Here is a 16,036-nt window from a genome sequence, read left to right on the forward strand (position 1 = left end):
CTCCGCAGGTCACTGGCTCACTCCGCTAGGTTGTAGCGATGACCGCACCTGTGGGGCGAACACGCCGCATCTTGGCACGCTCCGGGGCGTCCGGCTTCTTGCTGGGCGCCTCGTTCGTGTGGCGCGGCTTCCGCTCCTGGTCATCCCATCCCCGCCTCATGGCGTGGGGGCTGCTGCCCGGCGCGATTGCCTTTCTCTTCGTCGCAAGTCTCGTCGTAGCCGTTGCGTTCCAGGCGGACGATGCGGCAGGTTGGATCCTGGACAGGACAGTTGCGGGCGTCACGGGCCCCGTCGCCACTGTGCTGTCTGCGCTCCTCGCCATTGCTATCTTTGGCGGCACCGTGATCGCGGCGTTCTATACGTTCACCGCGTTCACGCTGTTTATTGGTCAGCCCTTCTTCGAGCGCATCTCACGTCATCTGGATGCTGAGATGGGAGAGCCCCAGGTCGTTGCCGAGGAGCCGTGGTGGCGCGCGACGCTGCGGGGGCTAGCCGAGGCAGCGGGGCTGCTCACCCTCACCGCGGTGCTGGCGATCGGGCTCTTCCTCGTGAGCCTTGTTCCGGTCGCCGGATCCGTCGCGTCCTTCACGCTAGGCGCGATCCTGGGAGGCTGGTTCCTGTCGCTGGAACTCACGGCCTACGCACTTTCTCGACGAGGAGTCGTCACTCTACGTCAACGGCGGCGCCAGCTCGCCTCCCAGCGGGCGGTATCGGTGGGCTTTGGCACCACCGTATTCCTGCTGTTTCTGCTGCCCTTCGGGGCTATAGCGACGATGCCGGCGGCAAGCGCTGGAGCCACCCTCTTATCGCGCCGCCTCATGGGCGAAGCAGACACGTCCGGTGAGCCTGCCAGTACGGGGGAACTTGAGCGACACTCGGACAATCTGCAAATCGCTGGCGACGACGACCACTCAAACAGTTAGTGCAAACGCTGCATGATGTGCTTGGCCATTGCTCGTCCGGCCCGGTTGGCGCCAATGGTGCTGGCTTGGGGGCCGTATCCAGCAAGGAACAGGCCAGGGTGGTCCGCGGACTCACCGTCGCTGACAACGATGCCTCCTCGACTCGTGTTCAACGCCAGGGGGTCGAGGTGATCGAGTTCCGCGTCGAATCCCGCAGCCCACACCACCGCGTCAAGAGGAATATGAGCACCGTTAGTTGTGATGGCGCCGTCCGACACGAGCCGCGCGAACATGGGTCGACGGACAAGCACCCCACGCTCGTCAAGCCGGCGCACCATGGCGTTGCGCGGCAACCCGGTCGAGCCTGCGATGCTCGGTAGTCGACGCCCAGCCCTCGCTGCCTCGTCCTGCCGCCGCACTGCAGCCTTGCCGCGGTCTTGACTCAGGTCTGGGCCCTCGTCAGTGAAGGCGGGCTCGCGTCGGGTAAACCACTCGGTGTGGGCTCCCACGGCAGAGAGCTCGTCAAGAAAGCCCAGCGCAGACGTACCCGCACCCACGATTGCCACGCGTTGACCCGCGAAGTCGTGTGCGTCCGAGTATTCGGGAGTGGTCACCTGCCGCCCCGAGAAGACGTCCCGCCCGGCGACAGCCGGAATACGCGGCCGACGCCAAGTGCCCGAGGCATTAACGACCACGGCGCTCCGGTAGCGCCGCATCTGCTCCTCCGTGCGAACGGTGACGAGGAAACCACGGGGAGCCTCAACATCGGCCGTGGTCAAGGCAGTGGCCGCAGAGGTGACGGCAACGACGGTGGCAGGGCGCAGCACCTCAAGGCCGAAATGCCGCTCGTACGCGGCGTAGTACTCGCGCACCACCTCGCGCGCAGGTTGGTCGCGCGGAGCGGAGGCGAAGGACAACCCCGCTTCGCTCATTCCTGGCAGATCATGAATCTTGTGAGTGTCGCCCACGCGCAAGGCACTCCACCGATGTTGCCACGCTCCACCGGTGCTCGGGCCCCGGTCGACAACGAGGACATCCACGCCAGGGAGTAGGCCAAGGCGCGTCAGGTGGTAGGCGGTGGAAAGTCCCGCCTGGCCCGCACCAATTATGACCACCTGGGTGTCACCAGGTTCAACGGTTGGCACGAGCGGCGACGCCGGGTTGGTAGGCACGCTAGCCAAACGCTGCGTCGACCTGAGGCTTCACGCGGGTGCCCAAGAGTTCGATGGCGGTCATCACGTCGGAGTGTGGAAGTCCCGCCCAGTCCATCTGCATCACATAGCGGTCGGCCCCGGTGAGCTGCCCAACGGAGATCAGGCGTTGCGCAATTTCGTCAGGTGACCCCGCAAAGATCATGGCAGCACCGTCCACCATCCGGTCGTAGTCCGCCCGGCTAGGCACGGACCAGCCCCGCGAAACCGCGCCCCACTCCATGGCCTGTTTCCAGAAAGGATAGAAGGAGTTCTTGGCGTCCTGCGAACGTTCCGCGATGAGACCGATGGCGGTCATCGTGACGTGTTGGGAGGACTCCGGGTGTCCACTCTGGACCGATGCGCGGCGGTAGAGATCGACGAGCGGCGCGAAGCGTTCAGGTTCGCCTCCGATGATCGCGTACACCACGGGTGCACCCAGAGCTCCTGCTCTCACCGACGACTGCGGGTTGCCACCCGTGCCAATGGACACGCGCAGATGCGCCCCATAGGGGCGGGGGAGTACCAACGCATTGTTCAGGTCGCTTCGGAAGCGCCCTTTCCATGTGATGGGCGATTCCTGATTGAGTTGCAACAGCAGCTGGATCTTCTCGTCGTACAGGGCCTCGTAGTCATTGAGCGACGCGCCAAAGAGCGGGTAACTTTCCGTGAATGAGCCACGGCCAGCCATGATCTCAGCGCGACCCTCGCTGAGCTGATCCAGCGTCGTGAATTGCTGGAAAAGTCGGACGGGATCCTCGGTGCTCAGCACGGTGACCGCGGTGCCCAAGGTAATGCGCTCCGTCAGCGACGATGCCGCGGCAAGGACGGTTCCCGGGTTGGAGATCGCGTAGCCATCGAGGTGATGTTCGCCGAGCCCATAGAAGTCGAGGCCCACCTGCTCTGCCAACTGGATGCGTTCAAGCTGCTCCTTCAGGCCCTGCGCAACAGGGACGCGAGTGCCAGACTCTCTATCGAGCCGAAGATCCCCAAAACTCATGACACCGAGTTGCATATCGAGTGATCCTCTCGTTGGGCGGGTGCTCTCGCGACGCTACCTCACTGCCGGAATGCCCGGACGACCCAAAATGTTGACGTTTATATGGCAACGAATGCTCAGTCCTTGTATTCCCCCGTGCGCACCGAATCATCCTCAGCCTCTGACCCCTCGTTGCAGGCGGATCCACCATCGCACCTGACGAATGAGGCCGAGGCCCGAACTGTTGCGATTTTTGGTGCCGGACGCGTAGGAACGGCACTGGCGCGCGTGCTGGTCGACGCAAAATACGATGTGCGAGTGGTGGGCTCTGGGCCCGCGAGTGGCATTGACCTCATTGTGAGCGTGATGGCTCCCGGTGCGGTGGCCATGGATGCCGCCGCCGCCGTGACTGGGGCCGACATCGTCGTCCTGGCCGTCCCCCTTCACAGGATCGACTCGGTCGAATTCGCGTTGCTGCAGGACAAAGTGGTGGTGGATGTCATGAACTATTGGGAACCCATCGATGGTTCGCTCCCTGACTTCGCCGGTGTTCAGGCAACGTCGCCGGTGGTGTCGGATCTTCTTGCGGGTGCTCGGGTAGTGAAGGCGTTCAATCACATTGGCTACCACGACATCGCGACGGACAGTCGGGAAACGGGACATCCCGAGCGTCGCGCACTTGCCGTCGCCGGCGACCACGATGAAGCGGTCGCCTTGGTGCTTGAAATGGTCCACCGTGTGGGCTTTGATGCCGTCTACGCCGGAAGCCTTGCACAATCCGGTCTGCTCGAAGCCGGCGGACCGATCTTTGGCGTACGTCTTGACCGCGCCGAACTCGAACGCCACGTCACTCAGGACGCCCCTGCTCGTCGCTAAAGTAATGGGGTGAGCGAGCACCCTAACCACCTACCCAAGCGCCTGACTCGGTGGGCTGAAGCGTTCCGGCTCGACTACGGCGGAGTGCTCATTGGCCTGGTATTTCTGGCACTGTCGCTCACGCCGTCACTATTGCCGCGACCGCAGGTGGCTCAGGGAGTCATTTCCGGATTGAGTTTTGCGCTCGGCTACGGAGTGGGAGTGCTGCTTTGGTATGTGCTGCGACGGTTGATCTCGTGGCGCGACCCCGCCCTGGCGCGATGGGGGTGGCCGGTGCTTGGCATCGTGATTGTGACGGGTGCCGTGATTCTGGCACCGTTCGTGGTGGCATGGCAGAACGGAATTCGCACGACGGTGGGATTGCCCACCATTACCGGATACTCGTGGTTCCTCCTCCTCGTCGTGGCCTTCGGTATCGCAGTGATTGCCATCGCATTCGGCCGTGGGCTGCGCCTGGCCTATCAGGCGGCGGAACGGCGCAGCGGCCCACTGGTGCGCCGCGTCGCGGGTGACGAGGCCCGTGAGCACGAGCGCGGCGTCAACGTCGCAACGGACGCAACCTCATTGGCCGTGGTGGTGCTGATCGTCGCGGTCGTGTTGTGGGGCGTGGCCGCGGTGGGGCTGCAATTTTTGGACCGTGGCTGGAGCGAGTCGAACGCGCACCCAGACCCCGACCTGACAGCGCCTACGTCGTCACTGCGCTCTGGTGGGCCGGGCAGTCTGGTGCGTTGGGATGAGCTTGGCTTTGCCGGATCGGAGATCGTCGCGAGCGGACCGGATGCGGAGGCCATCGAGGCATTGACCAACCAGAGCGCAAAGGAACCGATTCGGGTCTACGTGGGTCTGGAGTCAGCGCCTACCTATGCAGAGCGTGCCGCGATAGCGGTCAATGAACTGCAACATACGGGAGCGGCCGACCGATCGGTTTTGGTTGTCGCAGGCACGACGGGTACCGGCTGGCTTGACCCCCAGGCCATTGACTCTGTCGAATATCTTCACGGTGGTGATACCGCGCTAGTCGCGCTGCAGTACGACGACAAACCGAGTTGGCGTAGTCGCGTGTTCAACCCTGAAGAAGCGGCCGAAGGGGCAAGTGCCCAATTCTATTCCGTGTACGCGTGGTGGAGCGGGTTACCCGTCGATCATCGCCCCGCACTGGTCGTTTACGGACTCAGCCTTGGGTCGTATGCCATGCAGTCAGCGTTCCCCGATCTCGAGACGCTGCTCGCGCGCTCGGACGGTGCCGTGTTTGCGGGAACCCCCGCACGCACCGGTCTTTGGGATGGGCTCACCGCACGGCGCGATCCGGGTAGCCCAGTCACGCTCCCCACTCTTGACCACGGCCGTCAGGCGAGGTGGTTCTCCGACCCTGCCGACTTCACCAATGCCACGGGGGAGTGGGATTCCCCGCGAGTGGCCTATCTGCAACACGGCAACGATCCAGTCGTGTGGTTGAGCGGCTCCATCTTCTGGCAGCGCCCTGAATGGCTTGAGGACGGTCAGCGATCACCCGTCGTCTCACCCGACATGCATTGGATACCCGTCGTCACGGGGCTGCAGGCGCTGATCGACTTCACCATGGGCACCGCCGTGCCAGACGACTCCGGTCATAAATACGGATCGTTGACACTCGAAGCCTGGATCGCGGTGACGGGCGATGGAGGACTCAGCGACCAATCCCTGAGTGCTATCCGCGCGACGATCGCAAGTTACGACTCCCTACCGCCCGTCGACCAGTAGTCGCCAAGACCCCCAGACCATTGGGGGAAGCTCGCCGTCCGCTGGATGGGTTTCGCCGGGTGGCTGCACCCTCAATTTGTCGCGACGTGGGCTGGTAGAGATGCCATTTTCGGCAACGTGTTGGTCACGGCAAGGTCACGGAGAGGTCACGATTTCTGGCCCCTCAGGGCATCCAGTGCGGCATGACTCGGCGGAGGTGGGTATTTGTTGCAGCGCCGAACGCAAGAAATTGCGTCGTTTGTGTAGGGTCGTTTCTATGGCCGGAAGACTTGCAGATGTAGCCGCCAAAGTTGGCGTGAGTGAAGCGACCGTGAGCCGCGTGCTTAACGGGAAAGCGGGCGTGAGTGAAGCCACGCGTGAGGCGGTGCTCACGGCACTAGACGTGCTCGGATATGAGCGACCGAGCAAGCTCCGAGGCGAACGCGCTCGCCTGGTTGGTCTGGTCCTGCCGGAGCTTCAGAACCCGATCTTTCCCGCCTTCGCCGAGGTGGTGAGCGGGGCGCTTGCCCAGAACGGATACACGCCGGTGCTCTGCACGCAAACGTCCGGCGGCATCGGCGAGGCGGAATATGTCGAACTTCTCCTGAGCCAGCAGGTCTCGGGAATCGTCTTCGCGGGCGGGCTGTACTCGCAAGCCGATGCGCCTCATGAGCACTATGACCGGCTGCGGGAACTCAACCTGCCGACCGTCCTCGTGAGCGCGCCCGACGCGGGCATCGACTTTCCAACCGTGAGCGCCGATGACGCGGTCGCCATGGAGCAGGCATGGAATCACCTTGTCCAACTGGGCCACCGCAACATCGGACTCGTCCTCGGGCCGGCCGACCATATCCCCTCGCGACGCAAGCGATCGGCCGCGAACAAGATGGCGGCGCGCACGGGGATCGCACTTCCCGAGGCCCACGTGGAGTACTCGCAGTACTCGCTTGAGGCCGGCCAGGCTGCGACCTCGCGGCTCGTGGGTCGCGGGGTGACAGCCGTGATCTGCGCATCGGATCCCATCGCACTCGGGGCGATTCGTGCGGTGCGCCGCGCGGGCCTTGAGGTGCCCGACGACGTGTCGATCATCGGCTACGACGACTCGGCGCTCATGCCAAGTGTGGATCCGCCCCTCACCACGGTGCGCCAACCCATCGACTCGATGGGCCGAATGGTCGTCGACCTGCTGGTGCGCCAGATCGCGGGAAACGCGGCGCCGTCAGACGAGTACTTCTTCGAGCCCGAGTTGGTGGTGCGCAACACCACCGGCCGTGCAAGAACCACGTAAATTCACGCAACGCAAGAAAGTTTCTTACTTACTGTCGAGTTCTTGCATTTACATAGTTCTGTCGTTACGTTCTTCCCACAGGCGCCACCGTGGTCGCCAGTGAGAGAAGGAAGCGACAACTCGAGTGGACCAGAATCTCCTCGCCGCCGTTGAAGGCGGTCACGACAAACTGGCGTCTTTGAGCTCCGGCGAGAACGTCCTTTCTCCCAGCACCGAAGATCCGCTGTGGTGGCGCCACGCAGTCATCTATCAGGTCTACGTGCGTAGCTTCGCTGATGGAAACGGCGACGGGACTGGGGACATTGCTGGCCTAAGAAGCCGCCTGCCGTACCTCGCCGCGCTCGGCATCGATGCGATCTGGATTACCCCGTGGTACGCGTCGCCATTGGCGGATGGCGGCTACGACGTCAGCGACTACCGCGCTATTCACCCCGACTTTGGCACCATCGAAGAGGCCGAGTTGCTGATCGCTGAGGGCCTCGAATTGGGGATTCGCACCATCATCGACGTGGTGCCCAATCACCTCAGTGACCAGCATGCCTGGTTCAAGGAAGCCCTTGCCGCCGGACCCGGATCGCCCGAGCGCGAACGGTTCTGGTTTGTCGACTCCGAGGACATCCCGAACCATTGGGTGTCTCCGTTCGATGGCGAGACCTGGACCCAGACCACCAACGAGGACGGCACTCCCGGACAGTGGTACCTCCATCTGTTCACGCCGGAACAGCCCGACGTCAACTGGAATCACCCAGACGTCCGCAAGGAGTACGAGGACGTCCTCAAGTTCTGGTTCGACAGGGGCGTGGGGGGCGTCCGCATCGACTCGGCCGCACTGTTGATCAAGGACCCGGAGCTTTCCGAGGTCGTGGGTGAGCCAGCTGCGGGGGAGCACCCCTGGCAGGATCGCGACGAACTGCACGAGGTCTACGCGTCGTGGCGCGCCATCGCCGACAGCTACCCCGGAGCTCGCGCATTGGTGGGGGAGCTGTGGCTGCCGGATGTTGAGCGCTTTGTGCAGTACATGCGACCCAACGAGCTACACACCGCGTTCAACTTTGACTTCATGTCACGGCAGTGGAGCGCCCAGCAGGTTCGCGAATCCATTGACATGACCCTCAACGCCCACGAACCGGTAGGAGCCCCCTCGACCTGGGTGCTCTCCAATCACGACGTCACGCGGCCCGTGACCCGGCTAGGACGCGAAGACTCGACGTTCTCGTTCCTCACCAAGGAGTTCAACACTCCCACGGACCTCGAACTTGGAACGCGCCGCTCCCGGGCAGCGGCACTACTTACCGCAGCGCTGCCAGGGTCGCTCTACATCTACCAGGGTGACGAACTCGGACTTCCTGAGGTGGAGAACATTCCCCGCAACAAGATCGATGACCCGATGCACTTCAAGTCCGGCGGCACCAAGCCGGGGCGTGACGGCTGCCGTGTTCCACTGCCCTGGACGCGCGAGGGCTCGTCTTACGGCTTTGGTGAGGACGGTGCATCGTCCGCTTGGCTTCCGCAGCCGCACGGATGGGCGAACCTCTCCGTCGAGGCTCAACTCGAGGACGACAACTCCATGCTGGCCCTCTACACGAGGGCGATCAAGATTCGGCACGAGAGCGCAGACCTGCGCGAAGGCGGCTTCACCTGGCTCACGTCTGAGCCCGGTGTGGTGGCCTTCCGCCGCGGCGAGTCGCTCACGTGCATCACAAACTTCGCTGATCAACCCGTGCGACTGCCTGACGGCGCAAGGGTGCTTTTGGTTAGCGATGAGCTCGTCGACGGCGAGTTACCTCAAGATGCCACCGCCTGGCTCGCCGCCAAGTGAGACACATGTGGAACGCGAGACAACAACCAATGAAGGGGAAGACAATGAAGTCACTCAATAAAGTGGTCACGGTTGGCGCCGTTGCCGCACTGGCGGTCACCATGACCGCATGCTCATCAGACGACAGCCCGGAACCGTCGACGAGTGCAACGGACGCAACGACGTCCAGCGCAACTGCCGACGCAATGGAGCCCGTCACCATCAAGGTGGTCAGCCTTATTCCTGGATCCGACCAGGCTGCGTTCGACGCGTTCGACGCCCAGGTCGCACAGTTCGAGGGCCTCTACCCGAACATCACGGTGGAGTCGGAAGAGTACGAATGGACCGGTCCAACGTTCGCAGCGCAGCTCGCAGGTGGCACGCTTCCCGACGTCTACACCATTCCGTTCACGGACGGCCTGACGCTGCTCGCCAACGGCCAGCTCGCAAACATCACCTCTCAGGTGAGCGAACTGCCTTACGCGAACGACTTCAACCCGAACGTGCTCGCACAGGTGCAGGACGCCAATGGTGACGTGTTCGGCCTCCCGACCGCTGCCTACGGATCCGCACTGCACTACAACCGCGCATTGTTTACCGAGGCGGGCTTGGACCCGGACCAGCCGCCGACCACCTGGGACGAGGTGCGTGAGGACGCCAAGGCGATCTCCGACAAGACCGGCAACACCGGCTTTGCGCAGATGGCCGCCAGCAACACTGGTGGATGGCAGCTGACCGTTGCGACCTATGCGCGTGGCGGACGGATGCAGACCGAGGACGCCGACGGCAAGATCGCCGTCACCGCCGACAACGACGCCACCAAGGCGGCTCTGGACTACTTCCACCAGCTGCGCTGGGAGGACGACTCCATGGGCTCTGACTTCCTGCTTGATTGGGGAACCATCAACCAGGCATTCGGCGCTGGCCAGGTGGGTATGTACACCTCTGGTTCCGACATCTACACCAACCTGATCCAGGCGCAGGGAATGAACCCTGACGACTACGGCGCGACGGTTATCCCGCTCGAGGGCGACGACTCCGGAACGCTGGGAGGCGGCACCATTGCTGCCGTCAACGTCAAGGCTTCGCCCGAGGTTCAGAACGCCGCGGTGAAGTGGATCGACTTCTACTACATGCAGAAGCTCGTCGACCAGGATGCCGCCGTTCTCGACGCGAAGACTCTCTCCGAGTCAGACCAGGCTGTGGGAGTGCCAGCACTTCCAATCTTCTCCAAGGAACTGTTCGACCAGTCCCGCGAGTGGGTTGCCGACTACATCAATGTTGACCAGGATCACGTCAGCTACTTCAACGACGCGATCTTCGACCAGGCCGTGGTGCCCGAGCCCAAGGCTCACACTCAGGAGCTGTATGCGGCTCTTGACACGGTCGTCCAGTCGGTACTGACCGACGAGAACGCTGACACCGATGCGCTGCTGAAGGATGTCAATGTTCAAATCCAGGCGTTGATCGACGCCGACGCTTAATCTGGTGCCCGTCTTGCCGGCGGCACGCGAGTGTCGCCGGCAAGAACCACCCGAAAGGACCAACCAGCACCATGGCAATTCAGACGACGGAGTCTCAACCCACGTCACTCGTGCGACGCACCAGGCTGAAGTTGAGCAACGGCGGATTCTCCACCTTCATCTTCTTCATTCCGCTGATCGTCATCTTCGGCGTCTTCTCGTGGTGGCCCATTATCCAATCCGGGATCATGAGCTTCCAGGAGACAAACCTTGTCACCACCTCGTGGGTGGGCTTCGATAACTTCTACCAGGTCCTCAACGACCCGCTGCTGTGGAAGGCGATCAAGAACACCATTTACTTCGCGGTGCTTGCTTTGATCTTCGGCTATCCAGTGCCACTGATTGCCGCGGTACTGATGAGCGAGGTGCGCAGGGCCAAGGGCTTCTTCACCGTCCTTGCCTACCTCCCTGTGGTGGTGCCTCCGGTCGTGGCGGTGCTGTTGTGGAAGTTCTTCTACGATGCGTCACCCACCGGTGTGTTCAACACCATCCTTGGCTGGGTGGGAATCCCACCTCAGCCATGGATTCAGGACCAGGCCACTGCAATGCCGTCACTGGTACTTGCCGCCACCTGGGCCGCCGCGGGTGGAACCATCATCATCTACCTGGCCGCGCTCACGAGCGTGCCGCCGGACCTGTACGACGCCGCCGAAGTTGATGGTGCTGGGATCTGGCGAAAGGTCTGGCACGTCACGATGCCTCAGCTCCGCAACGTGCTGTTCATTACCCTCATCCTGCAGATCATTGGCACGGCGCAGGTGTTTCTCGAACCGTTCCTCTTTACGGGAGGCGGGCCAGCGAATGCCACCCTCACCGTTCTCCTCTTAATTTATCGATACGCATTCCAGAACTCCTTGGGCGGCGACTACGGTGCCGCGACCGCGTTGAGCACGATGCTTGCGATCTTCCTGGCGTTGATGTCTATCGGATACTTCAAACTGACAAGTCGATGGAGTGACTCATGAGTACGAGCACGCAGCAGTCGGGCATCGAAGGCGCGGAGGATCTCTTCATCGAGGAACTCGCAGCCGAGAAGACTCGCCCCAAAAAGCGCAAGAAGGACACGCTCTTCGACGCGAACCAGCGCGGGCTGATCTCGTCCACCGAGTGGAAGCAGCCGCGAGTGCGTCGTTGGATGCGCGTGGTCAATGTCTTCTTGCTGTCGACCCTGCTGGTGGTGGGCTTGGGGCCCATCCTGTGGTTGGGTAAGGCGGCCATCACACCGACGCAGGACACGTTACGCACGCCGATGGCTTTGTTCCCGAACGGTATGGACTGGTACAACCTCTACCAGGCCTGGTTCGAGGTGGACATCTCGCAGCAGTTCATGAACACCATCTACTTGGCTATTGGTTCCTGGGCCGTGCAGATGACCGTGGCGACTACGGCCGGATTTGCGCTCGGCGTGCTCAAGCCTCGCTATTACAAGGTGTTCTATTCGCTGGTGCTCGCGACACTGTTTGTCCCTTCGGTCGTGCTCTTGGTGCCTCTGTATCTCACCATCCTGAATCCGCCCCTGATCGGCACGTCGCTCATCAATACGTTCTGGGCGGTATGGCTGCCCGCGGGAGCGAGCGCGTTCAACGTTGTACTGATTGCCCGCTTCATGGGAAATCTGCCGGGGGAGATCTTCGAGGCCGCCCGGATGGATGGCGCCGGGCCCTTCCGCTTGTTCTGGTCGATTGCGCTACCGATGTCCAAGCCGATCGTGGGTGTGGTGTCCGTGTTCGCGGTGCTCGCTGCGTGGAAGGACTTCCTGTGGCCGCTGCTGGTGTTGCCAAACCCGGACCTGCAACCGCTGTCGGTACGCCTGCCCTCCCTGGAGCAAGCGATTGAGAAGGACGTCTACCTCGCGGCCCTCGCCATTAGTACGGTGATTCCAATCCTCGTGTTCATCGTCTTCCAGCGATTGATCCTCCGCGGTGCTGGACTGGGTGGTGCACTCAAGGGATAGCGTTGGTGGTGGACGAGGGCGGGCTGGCCGTAAGGTGTGCGCATGCGCTCGTTGTCTACAGTGATTCAGAATTCCGGCCTCACCAATGCCTAGTGCCGCGCAGTGGAACGAACGCTACGCGGCCCAGCCGGTGTGGTCTGGCGAGGTGAACCCCACCCTCGAGGCCCTGGCAGGGCTTCTCGAGAACGGCTCCGCGCTGGACGTGGGGTGTGGCGAGGGAGCCGATGCGGTGTGGCTCGCGGCACACGGCTGGCGAGTACGAGGGGTTGACTTCTCACGCGAGGCCCTCGCGCGGGCCGTGGATGCTGCGACGCGCGAGGATGTGGCTCATCGCTGCGAATGGATCCAGGCTGACCTCAGTGTGTGGACCACGAACCGTTCCTACGAACTTGTGACCTGCCACTTCCTCCACGAGGAAGCGGCGGTGCGTGGGAGAGCCTGGCGCAGCGCCGCAGCCGCGGTCGCACCAGGTGGCACGCTGCTCATTGTGGGGCACTCACCGGACGAGGACGAGAGTCTGCCCGGGCCCCCGAATGCTGTCCGTTTCTCCGAGGAGGAGATTGTCGCGGAGCTTGGGCTGTCATCGGAGTGGAACGTCGAGGTGGAAACGAGGACTCGTGACGGGATTGCGGTCGTGCCGGATGGAACCCGCATACCACCGGCGCGTCGCGACGTCGTGCTCACTGCCACGCGTATTCAGAAGTAGACCTTCCCAGAAGGGCACGGCGCCTTCGGAACCGACCGGTCTCAATGCGGTCGGCAGCACAACACCCTGAATTGTGTCTCTCGTCGCGCGACAGTGGTGGATAAAGACGTAGCCTGGAAGTACCAACCGAGGTTAAGGAGTGCGCCATGACCGACACGAATGCCACCGAGACGCGTCGCTACCACTTCGAGCAGATCCGGGCGCGTGAACTCGCTCGGGGCGCAAGCGAGGACGAAGCCACCCGTATTGCCACGAATACCGTCGACACAGTGATGGAAAAGGCCGCCAACTCCCAGAAGTAGTCCCACCGGCCCCGGACGCCAGCACGAACGTTGCTGTGGTGGCTCTAGACTCGGCGTGTGACGACACCAATGCCAGACGCAGAGCCTACTGACACCGCAGGTAGCGACGGGCGGGGGGCGACGAGTTCGGACAGCCAAAGTGCTTCCACGAAATCAGTCGCGCCAGCAGAGGCGCTGAGCGACGCCGTCTGGACCATCCCCAATGCAATCTCCGCTCTGCGCATCGTACTCATCGTTGTCTTTACGGTCTTGTTGGCGACGCACCACGACGCGTGGGCCATCGCCGCGCTGGCAGTAGCGGGAATCAGTGACTTTCTTGATGGGTTCCTAGCACGTCGCTGGAACCAGGTCACCAAGCTTGGCCGAGTGCTCGACCCAGCTGCCGACCGCATCCTCACCGTGGCGGTCGTTATCGGTCTAGCACTTCGCGGCATCGTCCCGTGGTGGCTTGTCGCCATCCTGCTGTTGCGCGACGTTGTTGTCGGTGTCGCGCTGGCGCTCGGCAAGAGGCGTGGCGTCCACACCCCGCAGGTGACTTTTCTGGGCAAACTAGCGACTCTGCTGCTGTATTTCGCCCTCCCCATTGCCTACTTTGGTTACGAGCGATGGGACATCGTCCACACGCTCGCCATTGTTCTCGCCGTGATTGCAGCGGCTCTGTACTGGTGGGCCGGTATGGGATACGTCGCCGACGTGCGCAAACGAGTACACGCCCTCACCGCCAATCCCTAGCAAATCGGGCGACCATTTTGTGACTCTTAGTTGCTGGTAGGTCGTAGACTGGTGAGACGGATCGACGCACACTGCGCACGGCACGAGGAGGCACCATGACGTACGACGAATCACCGGCCGAACGGACTATGTCCCTCGACGCCCAGATGCCCTTTGACGATAATCCGCCCGCGCGCCTCTCCGCACAGGATCAGGCCGCAGTTGACGCTCTCGATCACGACAATGCGCTACTCATCGTCCACCACGGCCCCAACCAGGGCGCACGATTCCTACTCGACGTGGACGTCACCACCGCGGGCCGCTCAGTGTCGGGCGACATCTTCCTCGACGACGTCACCGTGAGCCGCGAGCACGTGCAGTTCATCCGCAACGGTGGCGAGTTCTCGGTGAAGGACTCGGGCTCGCTGAACGGCACCTATGTGAACCGCGAAAGCGTGTCCGAGCGTGTGCTGCGCGCGGGCGATGAGGTGCAGATTGGCAAGTATCGCCTGACCTTCTACCCGGGCTCGGCCAAGTAGTTCACGAACCAGTAGGCTGGCGAAATGGCTGAGCTCCGAGCGATCGCATCACCAGAGCCGGACCCTTCTCGCATCACACCCCTTGCTGATGTCGGTTCGGACGAGACGCTTGAAGGCACCTGGCCTCACGCTCTATCCCACGAGCCGATGCTGCGGGTCAGTGACGTACTCGCCCAGGTTCAGGCGGAGTTTCCTGCGCTCAGCACGTCCAAACTGAGGTTTCTGGACAACAACGGCCTGGTGACACCCTTCAGAACCAACTCGGGTTACCGCCAGTATTCACCCGCGGATGTGGAACGGCTGCGCTTCGTTCTGCGTCAACAGCGCGATCAGTACCAGCCACTGGGTGTGATCGCGGGCCACCTCGAGGCCCTGGACTCCGGCCGCATGCGCATGGCTGTCGCGCCACGCGCCGTCGGTGACGAGGAGGACCAATATCTAGGCTCCGGCGACTTTGCCGCCAGCGCAGGCGTGGACACTGACCTGATCGAGCGATTGGACGATGCTGGACTGCTATCGCAGTCCGTACCTGGGCGCTACGACCGCTGCTGGCTGCCGCTGGCAACCGCAGCCCAGGCGTACCTGAGCGGTGGGGGAGACTTGCGCACCCTGAAGTCGCTCGTCACGTCCGCGCGACGGGAAGCCGACAGGGCCGATGCGGTGGCTCAGCCGGACAAGATGCGTGGTCGAGCGGGTGCGGCGGAGGACGCCGCCAATGAGTTTGCGGAGGCCTCCATCGCGGTATTTTCCGCTTCTGTTCGGGGCCACGTGAGCCGATAGACCTGACAGACGTCAAGCAATTGCGACACGCGGTACCGTGAAGGTGCAATGTCGTTGACCTGAGTGCCTACCGGCAATAACGTTGAACCCAAGGTTGAAAGACGAACGAGGAGGCGAGATGACCGACGACAACGGCCACGAGCTGACCTCAGTGCGCGAGCAGGCGAGTGGCGCCGATCAGGGCATCCTGTTTGACGACGGTCTTACGCACCTTGACGAGAATGCCGGCTACCGCGGGCCTACGGCGTGCAACGCTGCCGGGATCACCTACCGTCAACTCGACTACTGGGCCCGCACGGGACTGGTTGAACCCACCGTACGCAGCGCGACCGGGTCAGGAACGCAGCGTCTGTATGGCTTCCGCGACATTCTGGTGTTGCGGGTAGTCAAGCGCCTGCTCGACTCGGGCGTCTCACTGCAGCAGATTCGTAGTGCGGTCGAGCACTTGCGTGAGCGAGGAGTCGAGGACCTCTCGCGCATTACTTTGATGTCTGATGGCGCCTCGGTTTACGAATGTACCTCGGACGACCAGGTCATCGACCTTGTCCAGGGCGGCCAAGGAGTGTTTGGTATCGCGCTGGGCAAAGTGTGGCGTGAACTCGAAGGGTCGCTCGCCACCCTTCCGGCGGACCGCGGCCAGGCTCCCGATGCGGACGCCCCCGACGTCGTTGACGAACTCGCCGAGCGTCGCGCTCGACGCACCAACGCAAGCTAGCCCCAGCATCGGCCGCGGGTTGTCCCCGTCGCCGCGCACTTTTTACCTCTGTGG

16 protein-coding genes are annotated in these 16,036 nt (G+C 62.7%); 14 read left to right on the forward strand and 2 right to left on the reverse strand.

Going from position 1 to position 16,036, the window contains the following annotated elements:
• Nucleotides 1–38 precede the first annotated feature (38 nt).
• A complete protein-coding gene (locus tag AOP73_RS10600; RefSeq protein WP_061965804.1) occupies nt 39–923 on the forward strand; it encodes an EI24 domain-containing protein in 885 nt (294 codons plus the stop codon).
• Here the strand turns inward: AOP73_RS10600 and AOP73_RS10605 are convergent.
• Both AOP73_RS10605 and AOP73_RS10610 read right to left on the reverse strand, forming a co-directional pair.
• On the reverse strand, nt 920–2,074 hold the full coding sequence (locus AOP73_RS10605) for a flavin-containing monooxygenase (protein WP_084626822.1): 1,155 nt from the start codon (nt 2,072–2,074) through the stop codon (nt 920–922). The two genes, AOP73_RS10600 and AOP73_RS10605, sit on opposite strands and share 4 nt — an antisense overlap.
• 1 nt (nt 2,075) lies before the next feature.
• Nucleotides 2,076–3,107 (reverse strand): LLM class flavin-dependent oxidoreductase, encoded by a 1,032-nt coding sequence (locus tag AOP73_RS10610; RefSeq protein WP_061965805.1) that lies wholly within the window; start codon nt 3,105–3,107, stop codon nt 2,076–2,078.
• 120 nt (nt 3,108–3,227) lie between these two features.
• On the opposite strand from AOP73_RS10610, the gene AOP73_RS10615 reads away from it, so the two are divergent.
• From AOP73_RS10615 to AOP73_RS10670, 13 genes are all read left to right on the forward strand, one after another.
• Nucleotides 3,228–3,947 (forward strand): NADPH-dependent F420 reductase, encoded by a 720-nt coding sequence (locus tag AOP73_RS10615; RefSeq protein ID WP_160295470.1) that lies wholly within the window; start codon nt 3,228–3,230, stop codon nt 3,945–3,947.
• A 9-nt stretch (nt 3,948–3,956) separates the two neighbouring features.
• Nucleotides 3,957–5,687, forward strand: coding sequence for an alpha/beta hydrolase (locus AOP73_RS10620; protein ID WP_061965807.1), 1,731 nt, complete (start codon nt 3,957–3,959; stop codon nt 5,685–5,687).
• A 256-nt stretch (nt 5,688–5,943) separates the two neighbouring features.
• Entirely contained in the window at nt 5,944–6,954 is a 1,011-nt protein-coding gene (locus AOP73_RS10625) for a LacI family DNA-binding transcriptional regulator (RefSeq protein ID WP_084626824.1), read from the forward strand.
• Between the two features lie 178 nt (nt 6,955–7,132).
• Nucleotides 7,133–8,773 (forward strand): glycoside hydrolase family 13 protein, encoded by a 1,641-nt coding sequence (locus tag AOP73_RS10630; protein ID WP_061966179.1) that lies wholly within the window; start codon nt 7,133–7,135, stop codon nt 8,771–8,773.
• Nucleotides 8,774–8,817: 44 nt separating this feature from the next.
• Nucleotides 8,818–10,236: an ABC transporter substrate-binding protein gene (locus AOP73_RS10635; RefSeq protein ID WP_061965809.1), complete on the forward strand. Its 1,419-nt coding sequence runs from the start codon at nt 8,818–8,820 to the stop codon at nt 10,234–10,236.
• Nucleotides 10,237–10,307: 71 nt separating this feature from the next.
• Entirely contained in the window at nt 10,308–11,240 is a 933-nt protein-coding gene (locus tag AOP73_RS10640; protein ID WP_084626825.1) for a carbohydrate ABC transporter permease, read from the forward strand.
• A complete protein-coding gene (locus AOP73_RS10645) occupies nt 11,237–12,229 on the forward strand; it encodes a carbohydrate ABC transporter permease (protein WP_061965811.1) in 993 nt (330 codons plus the stop codon). Before AOP73_RS10640 ends, AOP73_RS10645 begins: the two co-directional genes overlap by 4 nt.
• 85 nt (nt 12,230–12,314) lie before the next feature.
• Nucleotides 12,315–12,935, forward strand: coding sequence for a class I SAM-dependent methyltransferase (locus AOP73_RS10650; protein ID WP_061965813.1), 621 nt, complete (start codon nt 12,315–12,317; stop codon nt 12,933–12,935).
• A 146-nt stretch (nt 12,936–13,081) separates the two neighbouring features.
• On the forward strand, nt 13,082–13,237 hold the full coding sequence (locus tag AOP73_RS12045; RefSeq protein ID WP_160295471.1) for a hypothetical protein: 156 nt from the start codon (nt 13,082–13,084) through the stop codon (nt 13,235–13,237).
• Nucleotides 13,238–13,294: 57 nt separating this feature from the next.
• Nucleotides 13,295–13,969 (forward strand): CDP-alcohol phosphatidyltransferase family protein, encoded by a 675-nt coding sequence (locus AOP73_RS10655; protein ID WP_152650652.1) that lies wholly within the window; start codon nt 13,295–13,297, stop codon nt 13,967–13,969.
• A gap of 95 nt (nt 13,970–14,064) precedes the next feature.
• Nucleotides 14,065–14,487, forward strand: a complete 423-nt coding sequence (locus AOP73_RS10660; RefSeq protein WP_061965818.1) for an FHA domain-containing protein — start codon at nt 14,065–14,067, stop codon at nt 14,485–14,487.
• Nucleotides 14,488–14,511: 24 nt separating this feature from the next.
• Entirely contained in the window at nt 14,512–15,267 is a 756-nt protein-coding gene (ftsR, locus tag AOP73_RS10665) for a transcriptional regulator FtsR (protein ID WP_061965820.1), read from the forward strand.
• 118 nt (nt 15,268–15,385) lie between these two features.
• On the forward strand, nt 15,386–15,982 hold the full coding sequence (locus AOP73_RS10670; RefSeq protein ID WP_061965822.1) for a MerR family transcriptional regulator: 597 nt from the start codon (nt 15,386–15,388) through the stop codon (nt 15,980–15,982).
• The last annotated feature ends 54 nt before the right edge of the window (nt 15,983–16,036 follow it).

This window comes from Demequina aurantiaca (assembly GCF_000975135.1).
GTDB classification, from domain to species: domain Bacteria; phylum Actinomycetota; class Actinomycetes; order Actinomycetales; family Demequinaceae; genus Demequina; species Demequina aurantiaca.

Excerpts from the sequence above, each read along its gene's own strand:
- AOP73_RS10600 (WP_061965804.1), top strand. The coding sequence starts at position 39 with ATGACCGCACCTGTGGGGCGAACACGCCGCATCTTGGCACGCTCCGGG.
- AOP73_RS10610 (WP_061965805.1), bottom strand. The coding sequence starts at position 3,107 with ATGCAACTCGGTGTCATGAGTTTTGGGGATCTTCGGCTCGATAGAGAG.
- AOP73_RS10625 (WP_084626824.1), top strand. The coding sequence starts at position 5,944 with ATGGCCGGAAGACTTGCAGATGTAGCCGCCAAAGTTGGCGTGAGTGAA.
- AOP73_RS10635 (WP_061965809.1), top strand. The coding sequence starts at position 8,818 with ATGAAGTCACTCAATAAAGTGGTCACGGTTGGCGCCGTTGCCGCACTG.
- AOP73_RS10640 (WP_084626825.1), top strand. The coding sequence starts at position 10,308 with ATGGCAATTCAGACGACGGAGTCTCAACCCACGTCACTCGTGCGACGC.
- AOP73_RS10645 (WP_061965811.1), top strand. The coding sequence starts at position 11,237 with ATGAGTACGAGCACGCAGCAGTCGGGCATCGAAGGCGCGGAGGATCTC.
- AOP73_RS10650 (WP_061965813.1), top strand. The coding sequence starts at position 12,315 with ATGCCTAGTGCCGCGCAGTGGAACGAACGCTACGCGGCCCAGCCGGTG.
- AOP73_RS12045 (WP_160295471.1), top strand. The coding sequence starts at position 13,082 with ATGACCGACACGAATGCCACCGAGACGCGTCGCTACCACTTCGAGCAG.
- AOP73_RS10660 (WP_061965818.1), top strand. The coding sequence starts at position 14,065 with ATGACGTACGACGAATCACCGGCCGAACGGACTATGTCCCTCGACGCC.
- ftsR (WP_061965820.1), top strand. The coding sequence starts at position 14,512 with ATGGCTGAGCTCCGAGCGATCGCATCACCAGAGCCGGACCCTTCTCGC.
- AOP73_RS10670 (WP_061965822.1), top strand. The coding sequence starts at position 15,386 with ATGACCGACGACAACGGCCACGAGCTGACCTCAGTGCGCGAGCAGGCG.